This window comes from Nitrobacter winogradskyi (genome assembly GCF_006539545.1).
Taxonomy (GTDB): Bacteria; Pseudomonadota; Alphaproteobacteria; order Rhizobiales; family Xanthobacteraceae; genus Nitrobacter; species Nitrobacter winogradskyi_A.
On the sequence record NZ_BJNF01000006.1, the window covers coordinates 40258 to 63169 of the forward strand.

Sequence of the window (22912 nt, forward strand, 5' to 3'; positions counted from 1 at the left end):
TCAGGATCGCATCATGAGCGGACCCTCCACCTTCCAGCCGAAGAATCCCGTCCTTAAATGGATCGAGCGTCGTCTGCCGATCTTCGGTCTCGTTCATTCCTCGTTCGTCGCCTATCCGACGCCGCGCAACCTGAACTACTGGTGGACGTTCGGCGGCATCCTCTCCTTCATGCTGGGCGTGCAGATCGTCACCGGCGTCATCCTTGCGATGCACTATACGCCGCACGCCGATCTCGCCTTCAACTCGGTCGAAGCGATCGTGCGCGATGTCGATTACGGATGGCTGCTGCGTTACCTCCATTCGAACGGCGCCTCGATGTTCTTCATCGCCGTATATATCCACATGCTTCGCGGCCTTTATTACGGCTCCTACAAGGAGCCGCGCGAGATCCTCTGGATCCTCGGCGTCATCATCTACCTGCTGATGATGGCGACCGGCTTCATGGGCTACGTGCTGCCGTGGGGCCAGATGAGTTTCTGGGGCGCGACCGTCATCACCAATCTGTTTTCCGCCATTCCCTATTTTGGCGAAAGCATCGTGACCCTGCTATGGGGCGGCTACTCGGTCGGCAATCCGACGCTGAACCGCTTCTTCTCGCTGCACTACCTGCTGCCGTTCGTGATCGCGGGCGTGGTCGTGCTGCACGTATGGGCGCTGCATGTCGCGGGACAGAACAATCCGGCCGGGGTCGAGCCCAAGACGTCGAAGGATACGGTGCCGTTTACACCCTATGCGACGATCAAGGATGCGTTCGGCCTTGCCTGTTTCATTCTGTTCTTTTTCTGGTTCGTCTTCTATATCCCGAATTATCTCGGCGATCCCGACAACTACATCCCGGCCAATCCGGGCGTGACGCCTCCGCACATCGTGCCGGAATGGTATTATCTGCCGTTTTACGCGATCCTTCGCTCGATCCCGGACAAGCTCGCGGGCGTGGTGGCGATGTTCAGCGCCATTCTGGTCCTGGCGTTCCTGCCCTGGCTCGATTCCTCCAAGACCCGCTCCATGCGTTATCGTCCGCTGGCCAAGCAGTGCTTCTGGATCTTTGTCGGCGTGTGTCTGGGTCTCGGTTATCTCGGCGCGAAGCCGCCGGAGGGCGTCTATGTGATCGCCGGCCGCATCCTGACGGCGTGCTACTTCGCCTACTTCCTGATCGTGCTGCCGATCCTGAGTCGCATCGAGAAGCCGCGAGCCGTCCCCAATTCGATCGCCGATGACGTGCTGGGGAAGAAGAAAAGTGTCGTGGCCTCGGCTCTGGCGGTGATCGGAGTTGTCGGGCTGCTTGCGCTGGATAGCGGCTCGACGGCAAGAGCGTCCGATCATGGCTCGACTCCGCCCTCGATGAGCTGGTCGTTCGCCGGCCCGTTCGGAAAATTCGATCAGGGCCAGTTACAGCGCGGCTACAAGGTCTACAAGGAAGTCTGTGCGGCCTGCCATTCGATGAATCTGGTGCACTATCGCAATCTGACGGATCCGGGCGGCCCGGGCCTCTCGGTCGCCCAGGCTGAGGCGCTGGCTGCCGAGATTCAGGTGAAGGACGGGCCCAACGACGCCGGCGACATGTTCGAGCGGCCGGGACGCATCGCCGACAAGTTTCCGTCGCCGTTCCCAAACGAGAACGCTGCCCGTGCGGCCAATGGCGGCGCGGCTCCGCCCGATCTCTCTCTGATGGCCAAGGCGCGCGGCTATGAGCGCGGCTTCCCGCAGTTCATCTTCGATGCCTTCACCCAGTTTCAGGAGAAGGGCCCGAACTACATCCACGCTCTTCTGACGGGGTTCGAGGACACCCCGCCGGAAGGGTTCAAGCTGCCGGACGGATCGACCTACAACAGGTACTTCCCCGGCCATGCCATGAAGATGCCGAACGTGCTGTCGGACGATCAGGTCACCTATGACGACGGGACCCCGCAGAGCGTCGATCAGTATGCCAAGGACGTGGCGGCGTTTCTGATGTGGGCCGCGGAGCCGAAGCTCGAGGAGCGCAAGCGGCTTGGCTTTCAGGTCATGATTTTCATGGTCATCCTTGCGGGACTGCTTTACTTCACCAAGCGGGCGGTGTGGGCCGACGCGCACTGAACCGCGTTCGTGCTCAAGTTAAAAAGGGCTCCCTTGCGGGAGCCTTTTTTGTTTGCAGCGAAGCCGATTCAGGCAGCGATGGCATTTCTCTTTCGTCATGTCTGGCTTTATGCCGGGCATTCACGTCTTCTTTTGCTGGTTTCCAAGACGTGGATGGCCGGAACAAGTCCGGCCATGACGGTGATTGAGCGAACCGCCTCTCTCGTATTACGCATTTGTTCGAGACGAACCTCGCTCAGCGCTTGAACAGGCCCATCACCGCGGATTTCGCCAGCGTGTTGAAATGAAGCTGGAACCCGATCACCGCCGCCGAGGTGTCGGCGTCGGCGTTGATGTCGCCGCCGACCGCATGCACGGTGAAGACATATCGATGCGGATGATCGCCTTCCGGCGGGCAGGGGCCGCCGTAGCGCGCGGCGCCGTAATCGGTGCGGGTCTGCAACGCGCCAGCCGGTAGCTTGCCGCTATCGGGATTGCCGGCATCGAGCTCAAGCTCGCTCACCGAGGCCGGAATATTGATGACGACCCAGTGCCAGAAGCCGCTGCCGGTCGGCGCGTCCGGATCGAAACAGGTCACGGCGAAGCTCTTCGTGCCTTCCGGCGCGCCGCTCCAGCGCAGGTGCGGCGAGCGGTTGCCGCCCGCGCAGCCGAAACCGAAATCCGCCGATACGACATGATCCGTGCTGAGGTAGTCGCCGTCCTTGAAACTGTCGCTCACGACTTTGAAGGCCATGATGTTCTCCCGGTGTGGAATTATAGCGTTCTCGAGCCAAGCATGTCCTCGGGCCTGACCCGAGGATGGATATCGGCTTCGCGTGCAGAAAACGCGTCAAAACAACAATTCCAGAGCTTCCGCTTCTGTTCAATCAGAAGCGGAAATGCTTCAGGGGGCATCTCGATCCTGATCCACCTGAGTTGAATCAGGATGAAGCAGGATCCTGTCCCAAAGCGGCGCGTCGCCGGTGAACGCTCTTGACATCGTACCCCCGGAATGATGACTTCGCCGCCATGGATACCGTCGTCCGCCCGCTCCGCTTCTGGCGACCCACCTTCTGAAGGGTGGCTGATACGATTTTGCTTTTAATTCCAATCGTCGAAGGCCGTCATGCAGAGCGACGGCCTTTTTGTTTGTCCTGTGTGGCGCTCTCTCCGCAAGTCTCGTAAGAGGACTGCATGAACAGGACCGTCTTTTCCCTTCCCGCGCAAAGCGAGTACCTGACCGCCGGTGGCCTTTCGATCAGCCGGTCGATCGAACATTTTACCGGCGGCAGCAGGCTCGACGACCTGATCGGTCTGCTCGACAGCCGCCGCGGCGTGGTGCTGTCATCGGGCACGACGGTGCCGGGCCGTTATGAGAGTTTCGACCTCGGCTTCGCCGATCCGCCGCTTAAGCTCGAAACCACGGGATTCAATTTTACCATCGAAGCCACCAATGCTCGCGGCGAGGTGCTGATCGCTTTCCTTGGCGAGACCTTGAGCGAGCCGTGCGTGGTCGTCACCGACAAGACCGCTCGCCGGCTCTCCGGTCATATTGTCCGCGGCGATGCGCCGGTGGAGGAAGACCAGCGTACCCGGCGCGCCAGCGTGATGTCGCTGGTGCGGGCGCTGGTAACGGCTTTCGCGTCGACGGCGGATCCCATGCTCGGGCTGTACGGCGCGTTCGCCTATGACCTCGTGTTCCAGATTGAAGATCTGGTGCAGAAACGCGCGCGCGAAGGCGATCAGCGCGACATCGTGCTGTTCATTCCTGATCGCCTGCTCGCTTATGATCGTGCCGCCGGCCATGGCGTCGTACTGTCGTACGATTTCGCATGGAAAGGCCGCTCCACCGAAGGGCAGCCGCGCGATACCTCCGAAAGCGTCTATACGAAGACGCAGCGCCAGGGCTTCACCGATCACGCTCCCGGCGAATATCAGGCGACGGTGGAAACGGCGCGCGCCGCGTTCGCGCGCGGCGACCTGTTCGAGGCGGTGCCCGGGCAGTTGTTCGCCGAGCCCTGCGAGCGCTCGCCGGCGGAGGTGTTTCAGCGACTGTGCCGGATCAATCCGTCGCCCTATGGCGGACTGGTCAATCTCGGAGACGGCGAGTTTCTTGTCTCCGCCTCGCCGGAAATGTTCGTGCGCAGCGACGGCCGCCGTATCGAGACCTGTCCGATTTCCGGGACCATCGCGCGCGGCGCCGACGCCATCGGCGACGCCGAGCAGATTCGCGAATTGCTCAACTCGGAGAAGGACGAGTTCGAACTCAACATGTGCACCGACGTCGATCGCAACGACAAGGCGCGCATCTGCATGCCGGGAACGATCAAGGTGCTCGCGCGCCGCCAGATCGAAACCTATTCGAAGCTGTTTCATACGGTCGATCATGTCGAAGGCATCCTGCGGCCCGGCTTCGATGCGCTCGATGGATTTCTCACCCACGCATGGGCGGTGACGGTGACGGGCGCGCCGAAGAAGTGGGCGATCCAGTTCGTCGAGGATAACGAACGCTCGACGCGGCGCTGGTATGCCGGCGCGTTCGGCGTCGTCGGCTTCGACGGCTCGATCAACACCGGCCTGACCATCCGCACCATCCGCATGAAGGACGGCCTCGCGGAGGTGCGCGTCGGCGCTACCTGCCTGTTCGACAGCAAGCCGGAGCTTGAGGACCGCGAGTGCCAGACCAAGGCGGCGGCGCTGTTCCAGGCGTTGCGCGGCGATGCGCCGAAGCCGCTCTCGGCCGTGGCGCCGGATGCGACCGGCTCGGGAAAACGCGTGCTGCTGATCGACCACGACGACAGCTTCGTGCACATGCTGGCGGATTATTTCCGCCAGGTCGGCGCGCGCGTCAGCGTGGTGCGCTACGTCCACGCGCAGGACATGCTCGACAGGCAAAGCTATGATCTGCTGGTGCTGTCGCCCGGTCCCGGCCGGCCCGAGGATTTCGGCATGGCCCGAACCATCGGTCTCGCGCTGGAGAAGAAGCTGCCGGTGTTCGGCGTTTGCCTCGGCCTGCAGGGGATCGGTGAGTATTTCGGCGGCCGTCTCGGTCAGCTTGCGCAGCCGGCGCATGGCAGGCCATCGCGCGTGCAGAATCGCGGCGGCCGGCTGATGCGCAATCTGCCGAACGAGATCGTGATCGGCCGCTATCATTCGCTCTATGTCGAGCGCGACCGTTTGCCCGATGTGCTGGAAATAACGGCGACCACCGACGACGGGGTGCCGATGGCGATCGAGCACAGGTCGCTGCCGGTTGGCGGCGTGCAGTTTCATCCGGAATCGCTGATGTCGCTCGGCGGCGAGGTCGGCTTGCGGATTGTGGAGAACGCGTTCCGGTTGGGAAGGGAGCGACACGAAAATAGCAATGATCTCGTATGATCGTCATGGCCGGGCATAGCCGTTCGAAGAACGGCGTCGCTTCCGTTCGCCTATGTCCCGGCCATCCACGTCTTCCTTGGTAACCGAGGACGTGGATGCCCGTGCCAAGCACGGGCAGGCCGGAGAGGCCTTTATTGATAGGAAAACCTTGATGACTTTCGAAGATGACCTGCAGGATTCTGTCCGCACCATTCCGGATTACCCCAAGCCGGGGGTCATGTTTCGGGACATCACCACGCTGCTCGGCGATGCGCGCGCGTTCCGTCGCGCCGTCGATCAGCTCGTGCATCCCTGGGCCGGCTCGAAGATCGACAAGGTCGCGGGCATCGAGGCGCGCGGCTTTATCCTGGGTGGCGCGGTGGCGCATCAGGTCTCCGCGGGTTTCGTGCCGATCCGCAAGAAAGGCAAGCTGCCGCACCAGACCGTACGGATGGCCTATGCGCTGGAATACGGCACGGACGAAATGGAAATGCACGTCGACGCCATCGCCCGGGGCGAGCGCGTCATTCTGGTGGATGATCTGATCGCCACCGGAGGCACCGCCGAGGGCGCGGTGAAGCTGCTGCGCCAGATCGGCGCTGACGTGGTGGCGGCATGTTTCATCATCGATCTGCCGGATCTCGGCGGCGCCGCCAAGCTGCGCGCGATGGATGTCCCGGTGCGGACGCTGATGGCGTTCGAGGGACATTGATCCCTTCATCAAGGGTGGGATCAAACGACCGTTCACGGCTGATGAAGATCAGGAGCGATGGCTCCACGGGCCGGGAACAGGCGGCGGCGGCGCGGCGTCAGGTGTCGTGGCGTTCGGTATCGGGGGCTTGCTCCAGGGTCCCGGCGGGAGATCGGGTAATTCTGGATCGGTCACGGCGCTCTCGGTGGGCAACTGCATCGGTCCGGGATCGCGGCCGCCGGCATATCTCACCAGCGCGCGCACGCGGGTTTCAACGGACGGATGGGTGGCGAACAGGTCGGCGAAACCCTGACGCGGGTTGTCGACGCACATTTCCATCACCGACGAGGTGACGCCAGGCAGTTCGCCGCGGTTCTCGATCTTGCGCAGCGCCGAGATCATGGCGTCCGGATTCTTGGTCAGTTCAACCGAGCCCGCGTCCGCCATCAGTTCGCGCGAACGCGACAGCGCCATCCGCACCACCTGCGACAGGAACCAGGCCAGCACGATAAGCACCATCGCCAGGATCACGGCGATGACGGCGCCGCCGCTCTTGCCGTTGCGGGAGGATGATGAGCGCGAGGTCCGCCCGCTGCCGCCGCTCAGTCGTGCGCCGCTGCGCAGGAAGGTACGGAAACATAGTTCCGCGACGAAGCCGACGACGCCCGCGATGATGACGGCGACCACCATCAACTGCACGTCGCCGTTGCGAATGTGGGTCAGCTCGTGGCCGAGCACCGCTTCCATCTCTTCGTCGTTGAGCCCGTTCATCAAACCGGTGGTGACGGTGATCGCATACTGACGGCGGTTGAGGCCGGTTGCGAAGGCGTTGAGCGCGTCGGTGTCCATCACCTTCAGCTTGGGCATTGGAATGCCGCGCGAAATGCAGAGGTTTTCCAGCAAGTTGTAGAGTCGCGGTTGTTCCTTGCGGCTGACGTCATGGCCGCCGGTGACCGCGTCGATGATCGACTGGTGGAAAAAATACGCGATCACGATCCACAGCACTGATCCTGCCGTGGCCCAGGGGAGGGCGGCGATCAGGTCATGCCAGGCTTGTCGGATGTAGAATCCCGCGGGATAGTCCGCGCCGAGCCGGAACACTTCGGCGATCAGCGCGCCGGCGAAAACCATCACGTAGATCAGCACGAACAGCCCACCCAGCAGAAACATCGAACGGATCTTGTTCGATGCGATGTGGGTGTAGAGACCGTAGGCTGCCATCAAGCGAATCCGTTCGCAGCGCGCGGCGCGCGGACGATCCGTTTCCTCGCCCGTAGGGGGGCAGAGAGCCTGTCCTGTTGGTGCCGGTGCATCGCAAGAACCTCAGAACTTCACCTGTGGCGTCTGTTCCACGGTGGCGCGGCTGGCGCCGAGATCGAAAAACTCCTTCTGCGTGAAACCGAACGCGCCCGCGAACAGTGCTGCCGGCAACTGCTGGATGGCGGTGTTGTATTCCTGCACGGCGTTGTTGAAGAAGCGGCGGCTCGCGGCGACCTTGTTTTCGATGTCGGACAGTTCGCTGGCAAGCTGCTGGAAATTGGCATTGGCCTTGAGGTCCGGGTAAGCTTCCGATAACGCGATCAGCCGGCCAAGCGCGCCGCTCAACTGGTTCTCGGCGGCGCCGACCTGCGCGGGCCCTTGCGCGGACATCGCGATGTTCCGGGCCTTGATCACGTCATCCAGTGTTCCGCGCTCGTGCGCGGCGTAGCCTTTCACGGTTTCAACAAGGTTCGGGATCAGATCGTGACGCTGCTTGAGCTGCACGTCGATGTCGGCGAAGGCCTGTCCGACGCGCTGGCTGAGTGCGACCAGCCGGTTATACGCGACGAGCGCGAACACGGCGGCGGCAACGATGACGCCGAAAATAATCAAGCCGGTCGACATGAGAAGAGCTCCTGATGAGACGACGCGAAAGCGGTCACCGTAGACGAAATTCCGCGCGAACGGCAGGCTTCGCCCGAAGGCAGCGGTTTTTGGTCGGGAAAACGGTTAGAAAAGTTCAAGTTGTCCGGTATTTTGTTCTGTGTGAAGCTAGGATGTGGATGTGGCGGATCAGGATGGCGAACGAATGATAGCGGACGACCCATCTTTCGGCTCGGGTGTGGCCGGCGCCTTGGATTCGCGTGTCGGCACGTCGCGGATGATGCGCGGCGTTTTTCTGGTGGCGGGCATCTTTTTCGTCGCGCTCGGGTTTATCGGCGCATTCCTGCCGGTGCTGCCGACGACGCCGTTTCTGATTCTGGCCGCCGCCTGTTTCACTCGTTCCTCGCCCCGGCTGGAGAACTGGCTGTTGCAGCACCCGCGTTTTGGGTCGCTGCTGTGTGCCTGGCGCGAGCGCGGCGCGATCCCGGTAAAAGCCAAGCTGATGGCGCTTGGCGGCATGGCGATCGGCTTTGCGGGGTTCTGGTTCGGCAGCCATCCTGGCCCGTGGCTCACGGCGGCGGTGGCGCTGCTGATGCTGACCGGGCTGGCCTACGTCTTTACGCGGCCGTCCTGATCTTCAAATGATCACGTCTCGGTTGGGTTGACGGCGTCGCCCCATCCGATCCGGCGCACGCGGGCATAGCTGGCCTTGTCACGACGGGGGAACGTCGTGAAGCCGACGCTGCCGTTGGGCCGGCACAGCTTGAGCCGCATCGCGGCCTTGGTGACCATTGGCGGCGCCAGCACCCGTGCCGGACGCGCCCGGTCAGGCGTTCGCGCCAGCACGACGTAGCTGAATTTTTCATCCTCGAAAGGAAGTTCCGCGCCCTTGATATGCTTGTGCGCGCGAGATCTCGGTAGCCGCTGCACGAAATGGCACCAGTCCGGCGTGGCTTTCTGGCGGGATGCGTTTTCCCGAGGTGGAGCGGTGCCCGTTTCGTCCGGGAACGCGGCGAGCGGACACTCGCCGTCGTGCGGGCAGGGCGCGATCACATGCGCGCCTCGCGCAACCAGCCGACGCCGCAAGTCGATGATACGCTGGTAGCCGGCGGGCGTGCCGGGTTCGACGACGACCAGCGTGTCGCGTGTCGCCGTCCACATCAACTCGGCGAGCGCGGCCTGCCGCTCCATCTGCATCTCGCCGAGGACATAGCTGGCGATGACGAGATCGGCGCTTTCAGGCGCATCGCGAAGCCCGGCCGACGCTTCGCGTTGCGCATAGCGGAGCCCGGCGAGACGTAAGTCATCACGCACGAGATCGAGCGCGAGCGACCGCAGCGCCGGATTGGCGTCGATCGCCGAGAACGCGTCGAGGGATTCGAACGCCTGTACCGCGGCCCATGTCGCTGTTCCAGGTCCGGCCCCGATGTCGAGCAGGCTGACCGGCGTGAACTTGGGACATATTTCGCGGAGCGCATTGAGGCTGGCCACCACGGCCGCATAGGTCGCGGGCATCCGCGCCAGCGCATAGGCAAGCGCGTCGGATTCGCTTCGGATCGTGCTCGAACCGCCGCCGCTCCGATAGGTTTGCGAGATCGCGGCCGCGCGGGCAGCGGCGTCAATGCGGGAAAGGCCCTGCGCATGTTGCTCAAGCGCGGCGCGCAACGCGGCGGGAAGGGCAGGAGCGATCATTTCGAGATGGATGCCATCCATGAAATCTGCAACGCGAAGACAGTCATGCCGACCTTGCCGCCGCGCATCCACGTCTTCCCTTCAAGGGCGATCCGACAAATCAAGACGTGGATGGCCGGGACAAGCCCGGCCATGACAGATGCTCGTGACGCATGCGGATCCTTCCAGAGGGAGAGGAGCGCTCGCCTTACGCGACGTGCTGGTCGAGAATCTTCACCGCGTTTTCGAGATCGACCGACACCAGTTGCGAGACGCCGCGCTCGGCCATGGTCACGCCGAACAGCCGGTTCATCCGCGCCATGGTGATCGGATTGTGGGTGATGATGATGAAGCGCGTCTCCGTGGACGACGTCATCTCGTGCAGGAGATTGCAGAAGCGTTCGACGTTGTGGTCGTCGAGCGGCGCATCGACTTCGTCGAGCACGCAGATCGGTGATGGATTGGTGAGGAATACCGCAAAGATCAGCGCCAGTGCCGTCAGCGCCTGTTCGCCGCCGGAGAGCAGCGATAGCGTCTGCGGCTTCTTGCCGGGCGGCTTGGCGATGATCTCGAGACCGGCTTCCAGGGGATCGTCGCTCTCGATCAGATGCAGCGCCGCCTCGCCGCCGCCGAACAGATCGGTGAACAGCCGCTTGAAATGCGTATTGACGGTTTCGAACGAGGTCAGGAGCCGCTCCCGCGCCTCACGATTGAGGCTCTGAATGCCGGTGCGCAGCTTCTTGATGGCCTCCACCAGGTCGTCGCGCTCGGTGGCGAGCGAGCCGTGCTGGGTGTCGACCTCGCGCAGTTCCTCCTCGGCGCGCAGGTTGACGGCGCCGAGACGGTCGCGGTCGCGGCGCAGCTTTTCGAGATCGGCCTCGATCTCCGGCAGCGGTGGCAGATCGACGCCGGACTGAATTTCAGCCAGTGAAGCCACCGCGTCGGGTTCGACCTCAAGCATGTCGCGGATTTCCCGCTCGGTATCCTCGAGCCGCCGCTTGCTTCCGTCCATGCGTTCCTCGGCGCGCGCCGTCGCCTCGCGGGCGCTGGACAGCGTTTCCAGCGAGACTCTCGCGGCGCGATCGGTTTCCGCCATCACGGCCTCGGCGGCGGCAAGCGCGTCTGCCGCCTCCCTGCGATCCTTTTGGGCGTGCTCGATTTCGCTGATGACCGCGCTGCGCTTTTCCGCAAACAGCGCCGGAGCGTTGTCGAGATCGGCGCGCTCGGCCTTGACCTCGGTCAAGCGCGCCTCGATGGTCGCGATCTGCGAGGCCGCGCTCTGCTTGCGGGTTTGCCATTCGTTGCGTTCGGCCGATATCGCCTGCAGGCGGCGATCCGCGAGTTCGGCTTCGCGCGCCAGCGCCTGCGCCTCGGCGCGCACCTGGGCGGCGGCGCGCCGATGGCCGTCGATCTCGGCCCGCACCTCGCCGAGTTTGGTCTCGGTGTCGAGGCTCGGCGGCAGTTCGCCAAGAGCGGCCGTCGCGGCTTCATGGGCGCCAGCGGCCTCGAGCCGATCATTTGTCAGCCGGCTATGCGCCTCCGTCAGCGCCGAGCGCCGCGCCGCGTGACGATTGATCTCGCGCTCAGCCCGCGCATGACGCTCGCGCGCGGCGTCGACCTCGCGCTGCGCCGCGCGCCAGGCGTTGCGCGCCTCGCTTTCGGTCGATGCGGCGGCGGTGACGACCTGGCTCGCGGCGGCGACGGCCTGCTGCGCCGCCTCCAGCGCCTGACGCCGCTCGGAGACCTCAGCGCGCGCGCGCTCGATCTCGCTCTCGATATCGGCCAGCCGCGCGCGCTCGGCAAGACGCCGCGCCGCGCCGGTCGGCGCATGGGCCGCGGTCACAAAGCCATCCCAGCGCCAGACGTCGCCGTCGAGTGAGACCAGCCGCTGGCCGGTCTTCAGATGGGCGACCAGTTCCGCGCCGCGCTCCCTGGCGACGACGCCGATCTGTTCAAGGCGCCGGGCCAATTCAGGCGGCGCCTGCACATGGGCCGCAAGCGATTCCACGCCTTCGGGCAGCACTGGGTCGTCCGCCGTCACAGCCGCGCCGGTCCAGCGCATCGGCGCGGACGGGTCCACGGGGGCGTCGAGGTCGTCGCCGAGCACGGCGCCGATCGCCTTCTCGTAACCCTTGTCGACGCTGACGCCGTCGATGATCGGCGGCCACAGGTTCTTGCTTTCGCCGTTGAGAATTTTGGCGATGGTCTTGGCTTCGGTCTCGAGCCGCTGCGCGCGCTTGTCGGCGTCCTGCAGCGGTCCGCGCGCCGCCTCGACGCCGGCGCGGGCGGCATCGAGCTGGCCTCGCGCGGCCGCATGTTCGGCCTCGCGCTCGCGGCTTGAACTTTCCGATTGCGCCAGCGTCTGCTGCGCGTTTTCGATCGCCGCGGTCAGCGCGTCGAGATCGCCAAAGCCGCTGGTCTGCTGCGCCAGCGCTTCGGTCTCGCGCTGCACGTCCGTGATCTGCTGATCAATGCGCGCCAGACGGTCGCGATGGGTCCGCACATTCGCTTCAAGCTGATTGCGTTTGGCGGTGAGGTCGGCCAGCACCCGCGTCAAATCGGCGAACGTGGCCTCGGCCGCGGCGAGCGTCGCTTCCGCCTGCGCCGCGCGTTCATCGACGCCGCTGCGCGTCTCGACCCGCGACTTGATTTCATCCTTCAGCTCGGTGTCCTCGACATCGAGCCGCTGCAAGGCGGCATCGGCGTCGGATGACTGCCGCTGCTCGCGTTCGACATCGGAGGCAAACTGCGTCAGCCGGCGATCGAGTTCGGCGGCGCGCTCCTTCGCGCGCTCCTCTTCGCGATCCAGCGTCTCGCGCGCGTTGATAAGGCGCTGCAGACCGGCGGCGGCGCGGGCTTCCGCCTCGCGCAGCGCCGGCAGTTCAGCCGCGCGTTCCGCCTGAAGGCGGGCGGCTTCGGCCTGCTCGCGGGTGCGTTCGGCCAGTTCGCGGACATTGAGGTCGTGAGTCCGGGCGGCTTCCGCCACCTCGGCCTGGGCTTCGAGCCAGCGCAGGTGGAACAGCGTCGCCTCCGCCTTGCGCACCTTCGCGGCGACGTCCCGATAACGGATCGCCTGCCGCGCCTGCTTCTTGAGCCCTTCCATCTGGCCGGCGAGCTGGCCGATCACGTCCTCGACGCGCGTGAGATTGGTCTCGGCGGCCTTCAGCCGCAACTCGGCCTCGTGACGGCGCGCATGCAGGCCAGCCACGCCGGCGGCGTCTTCCAGCACGCGGCGGCGCTGTTCGGGCTTGGCCTGGATGATCTCGCCGATCTTGCCCTGGTGCACCAGCGCCGGAGAGCGCGCGCCGGTGGCGGCGTCGGCGAACAAAATCTGCACGTCGCGGGCGCGCACGTCCTTGCCGTTGATGCGGTAGACCGAACCGGACTCGCGTTCGATCCGGCGCGAAATCTCAAGCGCCTCGGATTCGTTGAAAGCGGAAGGCGCGGAGTGATCCGAGTTGTCGATCGACATCACCACCTCGGCGTGGTTGCGCGCCGGACGGTTGCCGCTGCCCGCGAAGATCACCGCGTCCATGTCGGCGGCGCGCAGCGATTTGTATGAGGTTTCGCCCATCGCCCAGCGCAGCGCCTCGACAAGATTTGACTTGCCGCAGCCGTTCGGCCCGACCACGCCGGTGAGACCCGGAGCGATCACGAAATCGGTGGGTTCAACGAACGACTTGAAACCGTGAAGGCGAAGGCGCGTGAGTTTCATGGACACTCTGCTGCTGGCAAGACGCGAATCAGCCCACAGTCACAATATCATATGTCCTGTCGGCAGCTTTGGGCCGCGCGCCTCGCGAGGTTCGACAATGGCCATGGCGGCGAGCCGGGGCAACCGCGAAAACAGGCTTTTCCAGAGGCTTTTTCAAAGGTTATGGCGTTTTTCGATTGAGGCGTGCCCTCGCGCCTGACCCGGAGATGGATGCCGGTTGCCGTGAAAACAGCGCGCCAGATCGAATCGTGGAGTTCCGCTTCTGAATTTCATCGGAAGCGGAAAGAACTCTGGAAACCCCAACCGCTGTCTGCCGCGCGCCTGCTTGCTGATCTCATTTTTTCAACAGCGGATCGATCTTCTTCTTGAAGTCCTCGAATGCGATCTCGCCCTTCACCATATCGCCGTTGATGAAGAACGACGGCGTCGAATTCACCTTCAGAACCTCATTGGCGTATTTCTGGTCGGCTGCGATCTTGTCGAGCAGGGCCTGATCCTTCAGGCAGCTTTCAACCTCGCCTTCCGTCAGCCCGGTCTGCTTGCCGATCAGTTTCAGCGATTCCGTGGTTTTCGCTCCCGTCCATGTGTCCTGCGACTTGAACAGCGTGTCGATCACCGCGAAGTATTTTCCGGCGTCGTCCTTGGCGATGCAGCGGGCCAGCATCGCGCCGGCGGCGGCCTTGATGTCGAGCGGAAACTCGCGGAATACATAGCGGATCTTGTTGGTGTCGATGTATTCCGTCTTGATCTTCGGGAACACGTCTTCCGCGAACCGCGCGCAATGCGGACACGTCATCGAGGCGTATTCGGTGATGGTGACGGTGGCATCCTTGGGGCCGAGCGCCATGTCGGGCAGCGAGACGGGCTTCGCCACGTCGGCGGCGATGGCGGTGGCGTCCTGGGCTTGAGCCTCGCCGAGCAGGCGCCAGGGCGAAAGACCTGCGACGGCGGCGAGGCCGGTCAGCGAGAGGGCGGCATTGAAGGCGCGGCGCGTGATGATCAAGGGTCTGCTCCCGAAACGGCGCAATCGCGCCTGAAACATGTTTCTTCGCTAGCTTGAAACCAGAATTGTGGCAATGGCGCGCTGGCGGGAGGCGCGGTCCACCGTCGCGTCAGTTCCGCTTGATCGAGGCTCCCAGACGCGCCAGCGCGGCGCGCAGGTCGTCGTCCTCGATCGAGGTCAGCGTTCCGGCCACCCTCGCCACGTCGGCCGCGTCAGGCCGCCGGGCGCTCTTCCGCGAGGTCTTGCGCGACAAAGGGGCCTGGCGCAGGGCCAGCCGGCCGACCGCGTTCCAGCCGAAGAAGCGATTGACCCTCTGCAGGATGACATCGGACGAATGCTGGATCTCCAGCGCGACCGGACCTTCGACCCGCAACACCAGCGTCGCCGGTTCCTGCCGCTGCCCCTCGACCGGGCGAGGCCACTGGATCTTTATCGGTTCGGAATGCGCGGCGATCTCGGGTCCGGCGATGGCCGCCCAACGGGTCACCAGTTCGCGTGAGGCAAATCCCTGCCGCGCATAGGCGTCGGAGAAGACACGGCCGAGCAGGGCGGACAGCGGCTTGGCTGAGATCGGGCCGGGCTTGGACATTCGCATTTTATAGCATGCCGCAATCTCGTTTGGGACACGATTGACGTTTGGGACGCAACCGACGTTATGTCGTCGTCATGGCCGGATTTATTCCGACTGCCCCACCTCTTTTGCACGTCTTTTGCGGCAACTCACAAAAAAGACGTGGATGCCCGGCACGAGGCCGGGCATGACGTGGAGAGGTTGATTCCATCGACGAGAATGGCGCGATGGCCCGGGCGGCAACGACGATACGTCACACGCACAAGATGGAAGGCGGAGACCGCGACCGCCCGGTGTTGCTGCTGGAGTGGTACGACCGCAACCGCCGCCTTCTGCCGTGGCGCGCGCTGCCCGGCGAGACGGTCGATCCCTATCGGGTCTGGCTGTCCGAAATCATGCTGCAGCAGACCACCGTGAAGACGGTCGGACCTTATTTTGAAAAGTTCCTGGCGCGCTGGCCCGACGTTGAGGCGATGGGACGCGCCTCGCTCGATGACATCTTACGGATGTGGGCCGGGCTCGGCTATTATTCGCGCGCGCGCAATCTTCATGCCTGCGCCGCCAGGGTGCTGCGCGATCATGGCGGGCGGTTTCCTGATACGGAAGCGGACTTGCGTGCGCTGCCGGGGGTCGGTCCCTATACCGCGGCGGCGATCGCCGCCATCGCCTTCAATCGCCGCACCATGCCGGTCGACGGCAATATCGAACGTGTGGTGTCGCGGTTGTTCACCGTGGACGAGCCGCTGCCGAAGGCGAAGCCGCGCATTCACGCGCTCGCCGCGACCCTGCTCGAGCCATCACGATCCGGGCGCGACGGCGAGAGCCGCGCTGGCCACGACGGCAAGAGCCGCGCTGGTGATATCGCGCAGGCGTTGATGGACCTTGGCGCCACCATTTGCACGCCGAAGAAGCCTTCTTGCGTGCTGTGTCCGCTGGGCGATGACTGCGCCGCGCGGGCGCGCGGCGATCAGGAGACCTTTCCTCGCAAGACTCCGAAGAAGGCGGGCGAGTTGCGGCGCGGCGCGGCCTTCGTCGTGAGGCGTGGCAATGAGGTGCTGGTTCGTACACGGCCGGCAAAAGGCCTGCTCGGCGGCATGACCGAAGTTCCGACATCGACGTGGCTCGCTGCGCAGGATGATGCGGCCGCCCTGAAGCAGGCGCCCTGCCTTCAAAGCGCGCCGCGCTGGCAGCGCAAGGCTGGCGCCGTCACGCATGTTTTCACGCATTTCCCGCTGGAGCTTGCTGTCTATACTGCCATCGTCGCTGCGCGGACCGCCGCGCCCGAGGGGATGCGCTGGGTTCCGATCGCCCGGCTGAACGATGAAGCGCTGCCCAACCTGATGCGCAAGGTCATTGCACACGGCTTGGGTGATGAGATGGAAATCCATGCGCTCGCAACCCGTCGCAAGCAACAGGAAGACCCTCCGTCATGAGCCGGAGGGTCCGTTTTGCTCACGAGGCGAGGGATCAGGACGCCTTCGTCTTCATGTGACGGTACAGGAAGCCCAGCGCTTCCTCGTCGTTTTCCGTCTTGAAGGTGAACTTGTCCTTCAGTGCAATCGCTTTCGCCGCCGCCGGACGCGCCGAAACCTCATCCAGCAGCCGTTTGAAGTTCGGATATTTGGCGACGCTGTCGCCGATCACGCGGGGCGCCATGCGGGCCCAGCCCCAGAACGCCATATCGACGATCGAATAGGTGTCGCCGACCATGTAGCGGTTGCCGGCAAGATGGTCGTCGAGAACCTTGTAGTGACGATGCGCTTCGAACTGATAGCGGTTGAGCGCGTAGTCCAGACCTTTCGGCGCGTAATCCTTGAAATGCACGGCCTGTCCTGAATACGGCCCCAGCCCGCTTGCGATGAACATCATCCACGACAGCAGTTGCGCGCGATGGGCCGGGGTGTTTTCCGGCATGAACTTGCCCGTCTTCTCGCCGAGGTAAAGCAGGATCGCGTTGCTGTCGAAGACGAACACGCCGTCGTCATCGATTGCGGGGACCTTGCCGTTCGGATTCACTTTCAGGAATTCCGGTTTGAACTGATCGCCCTTGCGGGTGTCGATCGGCACGAGTTCGAAAGGAAGACCGGCTTCTTCCAGAAACAGCGCGACCTTGTTGGGGTTCGGCGCGCCATTGAAATAGAACTTGATCATCGGAAAACTCCACTGTCCGTGCTTGAGTAGGGCGAGACCTGAACCGGGGATGACCGGAGGGCGTTCGCAAGACAGCCACTCACTGCGTGGATTCTGTGATCAATGCAACGGGCGCTCGGCGCGTATCCGCCCGGCATTATGCCGGGTGCGACAGGTGATCAGTCAGTCGCCATCTGGCTGCGGATTTCGGCCCGCAGTTCGTCGATGAGCTTGAGGCCCTTGCTGGTTTCGATGTGCCAGAAGGTCCAGCCGTTGCAGGCGCCCGCGCCTTGCGCCACGGCTCCGATGCGGTGGATCGAGCCGACCTTGTCGCCGAGCATGATGGCGCCGTCGGCGCGGACCAGGGCGCCGTGGCGCTTCTTCGCATCGACGAGTTTCGCGCCGGGCGAGATCATGCCGCGCTCGATCAGCTCAGAGAACGCCACGCGCGGCGCCTCGCGCGCGGTCATGAAGGGAGCAAGGGTGGCTTGGGGAAGCGGTTCGACGGCATTGATGCGCTTCTCGGCTGCGGCCGCGTAAGTGCGATCGCGTTCGAATCCGATATAGTTGCGGCCGAGACGCTTGGCGACCGCGCCGGTGGTTCCGGTGCCGTTGAACGGATCGATCACGAGATCGCCCGGCTTCGACGATGACAGCAGCACGCGCGCCAGGAGACCCTCGGGCTTCTGGGTCGGATGAACCTTGCGGCCGTCTTCGTCCTTCAACCGTTCGTTGCCGGTGCACAGCGGAATCAGCCAGTCCGAGCGCGCCTGCACATCCTCGTTGGCGGCTTTCAACGCTTCGTAGTTGAACGTGTAGCCTTTGGCGTTCTCGTCGCGTGCGGCCCAGATCATGGTCTCATGGGCGTTGGTGAAGCGACGGCCGCGGAAGTTCGGCATCGGATTGGTCTTGCGCCAGACGATGTCGTTGAGCACCCAGAATCCGAGATCCTGCATGATCGCGCCGACGCGGAAGATGTTGTGATACGATCCGATCACCCAGATGGTCGCCGACGGCTTCATGACGCGGCGGCAGGCGAGTAGCCAGGCGCGGGTGAATTCATCATAGGCGGAGAAGGACGAGAACTTGTCCCAATCGCTGTTCACAGCGTCGACGTGCGATTCGTCGGGACGCTTGAGTTCACCCTTGAGTTGCAGATTATACGGCGGATCCGCGAATATCAGATCGGCCGATCTGGCTTGAAGTTTCGACATCCCGGCGACGCAATCGCCGACGATGATGCGCGAAACGGGAGAGTCAAATTTAGTGCGGGGCGCCCTTGTAGACGCCCCGCGACGCGACACACCCATGACTCGAATACTCTGACTCAGGCGACGCTGTCGGCGACGCGGGACCTAACAACCGACTGGCGCTATAGTGACCTGTCAAAGTAAAAATCGACTTAATTGCAGAAAGCTTTTGTTGAACCCGATGCAAGTTCGACAAACGATGCGCAGCTTTTCACAAGCGGGTGCCCGCAACCATGTCTTGGTTTGTCGGCTATCTTGGTTCATCAGCTATCCCTGGTTCATCCGCTATCCTGGTTCGTCCACGATGTCGGGTCGTGGTTTCGTCGTCGTCGTTGATGGAAGCCGTTTCGCTCGTGGTGCTTTAAAAGCTCTCCAGTGCAGTTTGGTTGAATCTCAAACCCAAGCGTCATGGAGAGAATTGATTCGGCGCGTTTTCTTCACGCGAACCGGATTCCGCTTCGATCGAAAACGCTATAGGCAATTGTTGCCGGGCAGGTTATTGATTAACGAGATGAGTATTTTAGCCGGGCGTCGCCACTTGCGGCCAGGTGACCGATCGATCGGACACGAGGAAAAACCTCATGCGTGATGATGATTTTCGCCGGAGCGACAACATCGACGACCGTCGCGGGGAAGGCGGTTTCGGAGGCGGCGGTGGCGGTGGTTTCGGTTTTCCGAGAGGGCGCGGTGGTCTCGGCATCGGCACCATTCTCATACTCGGCATTGTCGGCTATGCCTTCGGCATCGATCCCCGCCTTTTGATCGGCGGTGCGGAAATCCTGACCGGCGGCGGCCAGGCGCCGAGCTATCAGACGGACGGCCGCGGCTCGCAGGGCAAGCCCGGCGCGCCGACCGACGAGATGGGCAGCATGATCTCTGGCGTGCTGGGCGAGATCGACGATCGTTGGGATGAAATCTTTCAGGCCAGCGGGCAGCGTTATTCGGGACCCCGTATCGTGCTGTTCCGCAACGCCACGAACGGCGGCCGCTGCGGCATGGCGCAGTCCGCGATGGGGCCGTTCTATTGCCCGCCGGACAAGCAGATCTTCCTCGACACCGAGTTCTTCAAGCAGGTGGAAACGCGCTTCCGGGGCTGCTCGGGCAGCGCTTGCCGGTTTACCGCTGCCTACATCATCGCGCACGAGGCCGGTCATCACATCCAGAACCTGCTCGGCATTCTCCCGAAAGTCTCGCGATTGCAGCAGCAGGCCGGTAGCAAGGCGGAGGCGAATGCGTTGCAGGTCAGGGTCGAGTTGCAGGCGGATTGTCTTTCGGGAGTCTGGGTCAATCGCCAGTCGAAGAAACGTCCGAACTTCCTTGAGCCGGGTGATATCGAGGCCGCGCTGACCACGGCATCGGCGATCGGTGACGATACGCTGCAACGCAAGTCGACGGGCCGTGTGGTGCCGGATTCGTTCACGCATGGCTCGGCCGCGCAGCGCAAGCGCTGGTTCATGACCGGTTACCAGCAGGGCACCGTGCAGGCCTGCAATACCTTCGCGACGGATGATCTGTGAGTGAGAAGTCGCCATGCCGTCCATCGACGAGACAAAACCGTTCGTCCCTCTTAACATCGCGGTGCTGACCGTTTCCGACACGCGATCGCTTGAGGAGGACAAGTCGGGCGCGACGCTGGCCGAGCGGCTCACCGCCGCCGGTCACAAGCTGGGCGCGCGCGAGATCGTTACCGACGATGTTGAAGCGATCCGCACGTTGATCAAGGAATGGATCGCCGACCCCGGCATCGACGTCATCATCACCACCGGCGGCACCGGCTTCACGGGACGCGACGTCACCCCCGAGGCCGTCGAGCCGCTGTTCGACAAGCGGATGGACGGCTTCTCGATTGCTTTCCACATGCTGAGCCACGCCAGGATAGGCACCTCGGCGATCCAGAGCCGCGCGACCGCCGGAACCGCGGGTTCCACTTTCGTCTTCTGCCTGCCGGGTTCGCCAGGCGCTTGCCGGGACGGCTGGGACGGTATCCTCTCGCACCAGCTTGATTACCGCACTCGCCCCTGCAACTTCGTCGAGATCATGCCACGGCTGGACGAACATCTTCGCCGGCCGAAGACGAGGGGAGCGTCGGCCTGAGCCGCACGGTCGGAAAGGCCTGAAATATGTTCTTGCTTTGTTCTTTGTGGCTGCTATTGTCTCGCCATGAGCAGAGCCTCGTCTGTCACCCGCAGAAACCCGACCGTCACGCCGCCTCCCGCATCGGCGCTCGCGTCGTCCTTTACCGAGCTTGAGGTCACGATCGATCGCGAGCGGCGGAGGGGGCGCGGCGCGCAATCCAATGTCAGCGGCCGATTCGAGGCGGAAGCGCGAACCGCGTTCGACGATGGCTGGCAAAGCCTCGACGATCTGCCGCCGTTCAAAACTACGGTCGCTGTCGACACCGCGCGGAAAGTCATCACCCGCAACGACTCGCCCGACATCGGTTTCGACCGCTCGATCAACCCTTACCGGGGCTGCGAGCACGGCTGCGTCTACTGTTTCGCAAGGCCGACCCATGCCTATCTCGGCCTTTCGCCGGGGCTGGATTTCGAATCGAAGCTGTTCGCGAAGCCGGACGCGCCGGCCTTGCTGGAGAAGGAACTGGCTGCCGAGGGCTACGAGCCCAAGATGATCGCGATCGGGACCAACACCGATCCCTATCAGCCGATCGAGCGCGGCAGCGGGATCATGCGCGGCATCCTCGAAGTGCTGGAGCGTGCGTCGCATCCGGTCGGCATCGTCACGAAATCGGCGTTGGTGACACGCGACATCGATATCCTGGCGCGAATGGCGAAGCGCAATCTCGCCAAGGTGGCGATTTCCGTGACATCGCTCGATGCCCGGCTCGCGCGCTCGATGGAGCCGCGGGCGTCAACGCCAATGCGGCGGCTGGAGGCATTACGCAAGCTGTCGGAAGCAGGCATTCCGACCACGGTGATGGTGGCTCCCGTGATCCCGGCGCTGAATGACAGCGAGATCGAGCGGATTCTCGATGCGGCTGCCCATGCCGGCGTCAGGGAAGCCAACTATGTGCTGCTGCGCCTGCCGCTGGAAGTGCGCGATCTGTTCCGCGAATGGCTCATGGCGAGCTATCCGGATCGCTACCGTCATGTGTTCGCGATGATCCGCGATATGCGCAACGGCCGTGATTACGATTCACAATGGGGCACGCGGATGAAGGGCGCGGGACCGATCGCATGGATGATCGGCCGCCGCTTCGAGATCGCCTGCGAGAGGTTGGGGCTCAACAGGAAGCGCTCGAAGCTGACGACGGACCATTTCGCCAGACCGAAACGCAGCGGGCAGCAGTTGAGCCTGTTCTGACGGTTTCAGGGCGGGAAGCGAACGCGGAATCTCGTCAGAAGAAAACGATCGTCAATGCGAGACGCTGGTGGTCAGGTTGAGACCGACCGCGCCAATCACGATCAAGCTGATAAACAGTATCTGGATCATGCTGGGCGACTGGCGCAGGAATATGGCGCCGATCAGCGAGATCAGCACCACGCCGGCCCCGGACCAAATGGCATAGGCGACGCCGACCGGAATGCGGGTTAGAACCTGTGATAGCGCCCAGAAGCAGCCGGCGAAGATCGCCAGCGCGGCGACGCCGTAGACCGGTTTGCTGAAGCCTTCGGATTTAGTGAGCAGCGTTGTGGCGGTGACTTCGGCGACGATGCTGATGGCAAGAAGTCCCCAGGCGTTCATGGCTGTTCTCTTGTGATGTTCGATGTTGCGGAGTGCCTCACGAATAGCTGCCGGGCACGACAATCCGATGCAGGACGGAAGCGAATTGCGGGAATAATCCGTCGTTTGCGGTTGCGCCGCCGGGCGGTCCACCGCACCATCACGCCATGATTCGTGCAACGCCCCCGAGGCGTCGTCTGAAGGCAGGGACGATCGACGTCGCGCCGAGCTTCCGGCGTGAGCGTGACCTGATGGAGCGTGGCGTCTGGCCGGTTGCGGGGTGCGACGAGGTCGGGCGCGGGCCATTGGCGGGGCCGGTGGTCGCCGCCGCGGTCGTGCTGGATCCGAACCGTATTCCCAAAGGCATCGACGATTCCAAGCGACTGACCGCCGCGCGCCGCGAGGAGCTGTTCGAGGAGATCGTGGCGACCGCATCTTTCGCGGTGGCCTGCGCGTCGATCGAGCGGATCGACCGCGACAATATCCTGCGCGCATCATTGTGGGCGCTCGCGCGTGCTGTCTGTGCTTTGCCGGATGCTCCGAAGCACGTTTTCGTCGACGGGCGCGACAGAATCGAGATCGCTTGCGCGTGCGAGCCGGTGATCGGCGGCGACGGCCTCGTGCTGTCGATCGCCGCCGCCTCGATCGTCGCCAAGGTCACGCGCGACCGGCTGATGTGCAAGCTGGCGCGGGATTGCCCCGGCTACGGCTTCGAGACACACAAGGGCTACGGGGTCCCCGGCCATCTCGAAGCGCTCGGCCGTCTTGGGCCAAGCCCTCATCATCGCAGTTTCTTCGCGCCGGTTGTCGCCGCGCGCGAACGTCACCGCGCGCTGCTCGCCGGAGAAAGCGCCTCCACCAGTGAAACGTCGGCCACGGTAGCGGTCGAGGCCGTCATCTGACCATAGCGTTTTCGAGCGAAGT

At 63.6% G+C, this 22912-nt stretch carries 21 protein-coding genes; 10 read left to right on the top strand and 11 right to left on the bottom strand.

Going from position 1 to position 22912, the window contains the following annotated elements; translation table 11 throughout:
* Positions 1-13 precede the first annotated feature (13 nt).
* Positions 14-2077: a cytochrome c1 gene (locus NWI01_RS01760; protein ID WP_141382120.1), complete on the top strand. Its 2064-nt coding sequence runs from the start codon at positions 14-16 to the stop codon at positions 2075-2077.
* A 235-nt stretch (positions 2078-2312) separates the two neighbouring features.
* On the opposite strand, the gene NWI01_RS01765 is transcribed toward NWI01_RS01760, so the two are convergent.
* Entirely contained in the window at positions 2313-2810 is a 498-nt protein-coding gene (locus NWI01_RS01765; RefSeq protein ID WP_041345122.1) for a YbhB/YbcL family Raf kinase inhibitor-like protein, read from the bottom strand.
* Positions 2811-3250: 440 nt separating this feature from the next.
* On the opposite strand from NWI01_RS01765, the gene NWI01_RS01770 reads away from it, so the two are divergent.
* Positions 3251-5434: an anthranilate synthase component I gene (locus tag NWI01_RS01770; protein WP_141382121.1), complete on the top strand. Its 2184-nt coding sequence runs from the start codon at positions 3251-3253 to the stop codon at positions 5432-5434.
* Between the two features lie 151 nt (positions 5435-5585).
* Positions 5586-6125, top strand: a complete 540-nt coding sequence (locus tag NWI01_RS01775) for an adenine phosphoribosyltransferase (RefSeq protein WP_141382123.1) — start codon at positions 5586-5588, stop codon at positions 6123-6125.
* 48 nt (positions 6126-6173) lie between these two features.
* Here the strand turns inward: NWI01_RS01775 and NWI01_RS01780 are convergent, their stop codons facing one another.
* Entirely contained in the window at positions 6174-7325 is a 1152-nt protein-coding gene (locus NWI01_RS01780; protein ID WP_141382124.1) for a M48 family metallopeptidase, read from the bottom strand.
* A 102-nt stretch (positions 7326-7427) separates the two neighbouring features.
* The gene (locus NWI01_RS01785) at positions 7428-7988 is read right to left on the bottom strand and encodes a LemA family protein (protein ID WP_141382126.1); all 561 of its coding nucleotides are present in this window, start codon (positions 7986-7988) and stop codon (positions 7428-7430) included.
* A 259-nt stretch (positions 7989-8247) separates the two neighbouring features.
* On the opposite strand from NWI01_RS01785, the gene NWI01_RS01790 reads away from it, so the two are divergent.
* On the top strand, positions 8248-8601 hold the full coding sequence (locus NWI01_RS01790; RefSeq protein ID WP_244613605.1) for a YbaN family protein: 354 nt from the start codon (positions 8248-8250) through the stop codon (positions 8599-8601).
* A gap of 11 nt (positions 8602-8612) precedes the next feature.
* Here NWI01_RS01790 and NWI01_RS01795 read toward each other — a convergent pair whose 3' ends face one another.
* The 5 genes from NWI01_RS01795 to NWI01_RS01810 all read right to left on the bottom strand — a co-directional run bounded on the left by NWI01_RS01795 (position 8613) and on the right by NWI01_RS01810 (position 14945).
* Positions 8613-9659, bottom strand: coding sequence for a small ribosomal subunit Rsm22 family protein (locus NWI01_RS01795; RefSeq protein ID WP_141382130.1), 1047 nt, complete (start codon positions 9657-9659; stop codon positions 8613-8615).
* Positions 9656-9793, bottom strand: a complete 138-nt coding sequence (locus tag NWI01_RS18745; protein WP_181410335.1) for a hypothetical protein — start codon at positions 9791-9793, stop codon at positions 9656-9658. The genes NWI01_RS01795 and NWI01_RS18745 overlap by 4 nt, the downstream gene beginning before the upstream one ends.
* 53 nt (positions 9794-9846) lie before the next feature.
* Complete coding sequence (gene smc / locus NWI01_RS01800) at positions 9847-13353, bottom strand: chromosome segregation protein SMC (protein WP_141382132.1); 3507 nt, start codon at positions 13351-13353, stop codon at positions 9847-9849.
* Positions 13354-13687: 334 nt separating this feature from the next.
* Complete coding sequence (locus NWI01_RS01805; RefSeq protein WP_141382134.1) at positions 13688-14356, bottom strand: DsbA family protein; 669 nt, start codon at positions 14354-14356, stop codon at positions 13688-13690.
* Positions 14357-14465: 109 nt separating this feature from the next.
* Positions 14466-14945 (bottom strand): DUF721 domain-containing protein, encoded by a 480-nt coding sequence (locus NWI01_RS01810; RefSeq protein ID WP_141382136.1) that lies wholly within the window; start codon positions 14943-14945, stop codon positions 14466-14468.
* Between the two features lie 209 nt (positions 14946-15154).
* Between NWI01_RS01810 and NWI01_RS01815 the strand changes: the two genes are divergently transcribed.
* Positions 15155-16360 (top strand): A/G-specific adenine glycosylase, encoded by a 1206-nt coding sequence (locus NWI01_RS01815; RefSeq protein ID WP_141382138.1) that lies wholly within the window; start codon positions 15155-15157, stop codon positions 16358-16360.
* A gap of 34 nt (positions 16361-16394) precedes the next feature.
* Here the strand turns inward: NWI01_RS01815 and NWI01_RS01820 are convergent, their stop codons facing one another.
* Both NWI01_RS01820 and NWI01_RS01825 read right to left on the bottom strand, forming a co-directional pair.
* Positions 16395-17078 carry a glutathione S-transferase family protein gene (locus NWI01_RS01820; RefSeq protein WP_141382140.1) on the bottom strand — a complete coding sequence of 228 codons (684 nt, stop codon included), beginning with the start codon at positions 17076-17078 and terminating at the stop codon, positions 16395-16397.
* Positions 17079-17236: 158 nt separating this feature from the next.
* On the bottom strand, positions 17237-18367 hold the full coding sequence (locus tag NWI01_RS01825) for a site-specific DNA-methyltransferase (protein WP_141382142.1): 1131 nt from the start codon (positions 18365-18367) through the stop codon (positions 17237-17239).
* Between the two features lie 139 nt (positions 18368-18506).
* Here NWI01_RS01825 and NWI01_RS01830 point away from each other — a divergent pair, with 139 nt between their 5' ends.
* From NWI01_RS01830 to NWI01_RS01845, 4 genes are all read left to right on the top strand, one after another.
* Positions 18507-18896 carry a hypothetical protein gene (locus NWI01_RS01830; RefSeq protein WP_141382144.1) on the top strand — a complete coding sequence of 130 codons (390 nt, stop codon included), beginning with the start codon at positions 18507-18509 and terminating at the stop codon, positions 18894-18896.
* Positions 18889-19824, top strand: a complete 936-nt coding sequence (gene ypfJ / locus NWI01_RS01835; RefSeq protein WP_141382146.1) for a KPN_02809 family neutral zinc metallopeptidase — start codon at positions 18889-18891, stop codon at positions 19822-19824. Before NWI01_RS01830 ends, ypfJ begins: the two co-directional genes overlap by 8 nt.
* A gap of 13 nt (positions 19825-19837) precedes the next feature.
* On the top strand, positions 19838-20401 hold the full coding sequence (gene moaB, locus NWI01_RS01840) for a molybdenum cofactor biosynthesis protein B (RefSeq protein ID WP_141382148.1): 564 nt from the start codon (positions 19838-19840) through the stop codon (positions 20399-20401).
* 66 nt (positions 20402-20467) lie between these two features.
* Entirely contained in the window at positions 20468-21628 is a 1161-nt protein-coding gene (locus NWI01_RS01845; RefSeq protein ID WP_141382150.1) for a PA0069 family radical SAM protein, read from the top strand.
* 51 nt (positions 21629-21679) lie between these two features.
* On the opposite strand, the gene NWI01_RS01850 is transcribed toward NWI01_RS01845, so the two are convergent.
* Positions 21680-22009 carry a DMT family transporter gene (locus NWI01_RS01850; RefSeq protein WP_141382152.1) on the bottom strand — a complete coding sequence of 110 codons (330 nt, stop codon included), beginning with the start codon at positions 22007-22009 and terminating at the stop codon, positions 21680-21682.
* 146 nt (positions 22010-22155) lie between these two features.
* Here NWI01_RS01850 and NWI01_RS01855 point away from each other — a divergent pair, with 146 nt between their 5' ends.
* On the top strand, positions 22156-22890 hold the full coding sequence (locus NWI01_RS01855) for a ribonuclease HII (RefSeq protein WP_141382154.1): 735 nt from the start codon (positions 22156-22158) through the stop codon (positions 22888-22890).
* Positions 22891-22912: the final 22 nt, after the last annotated feature.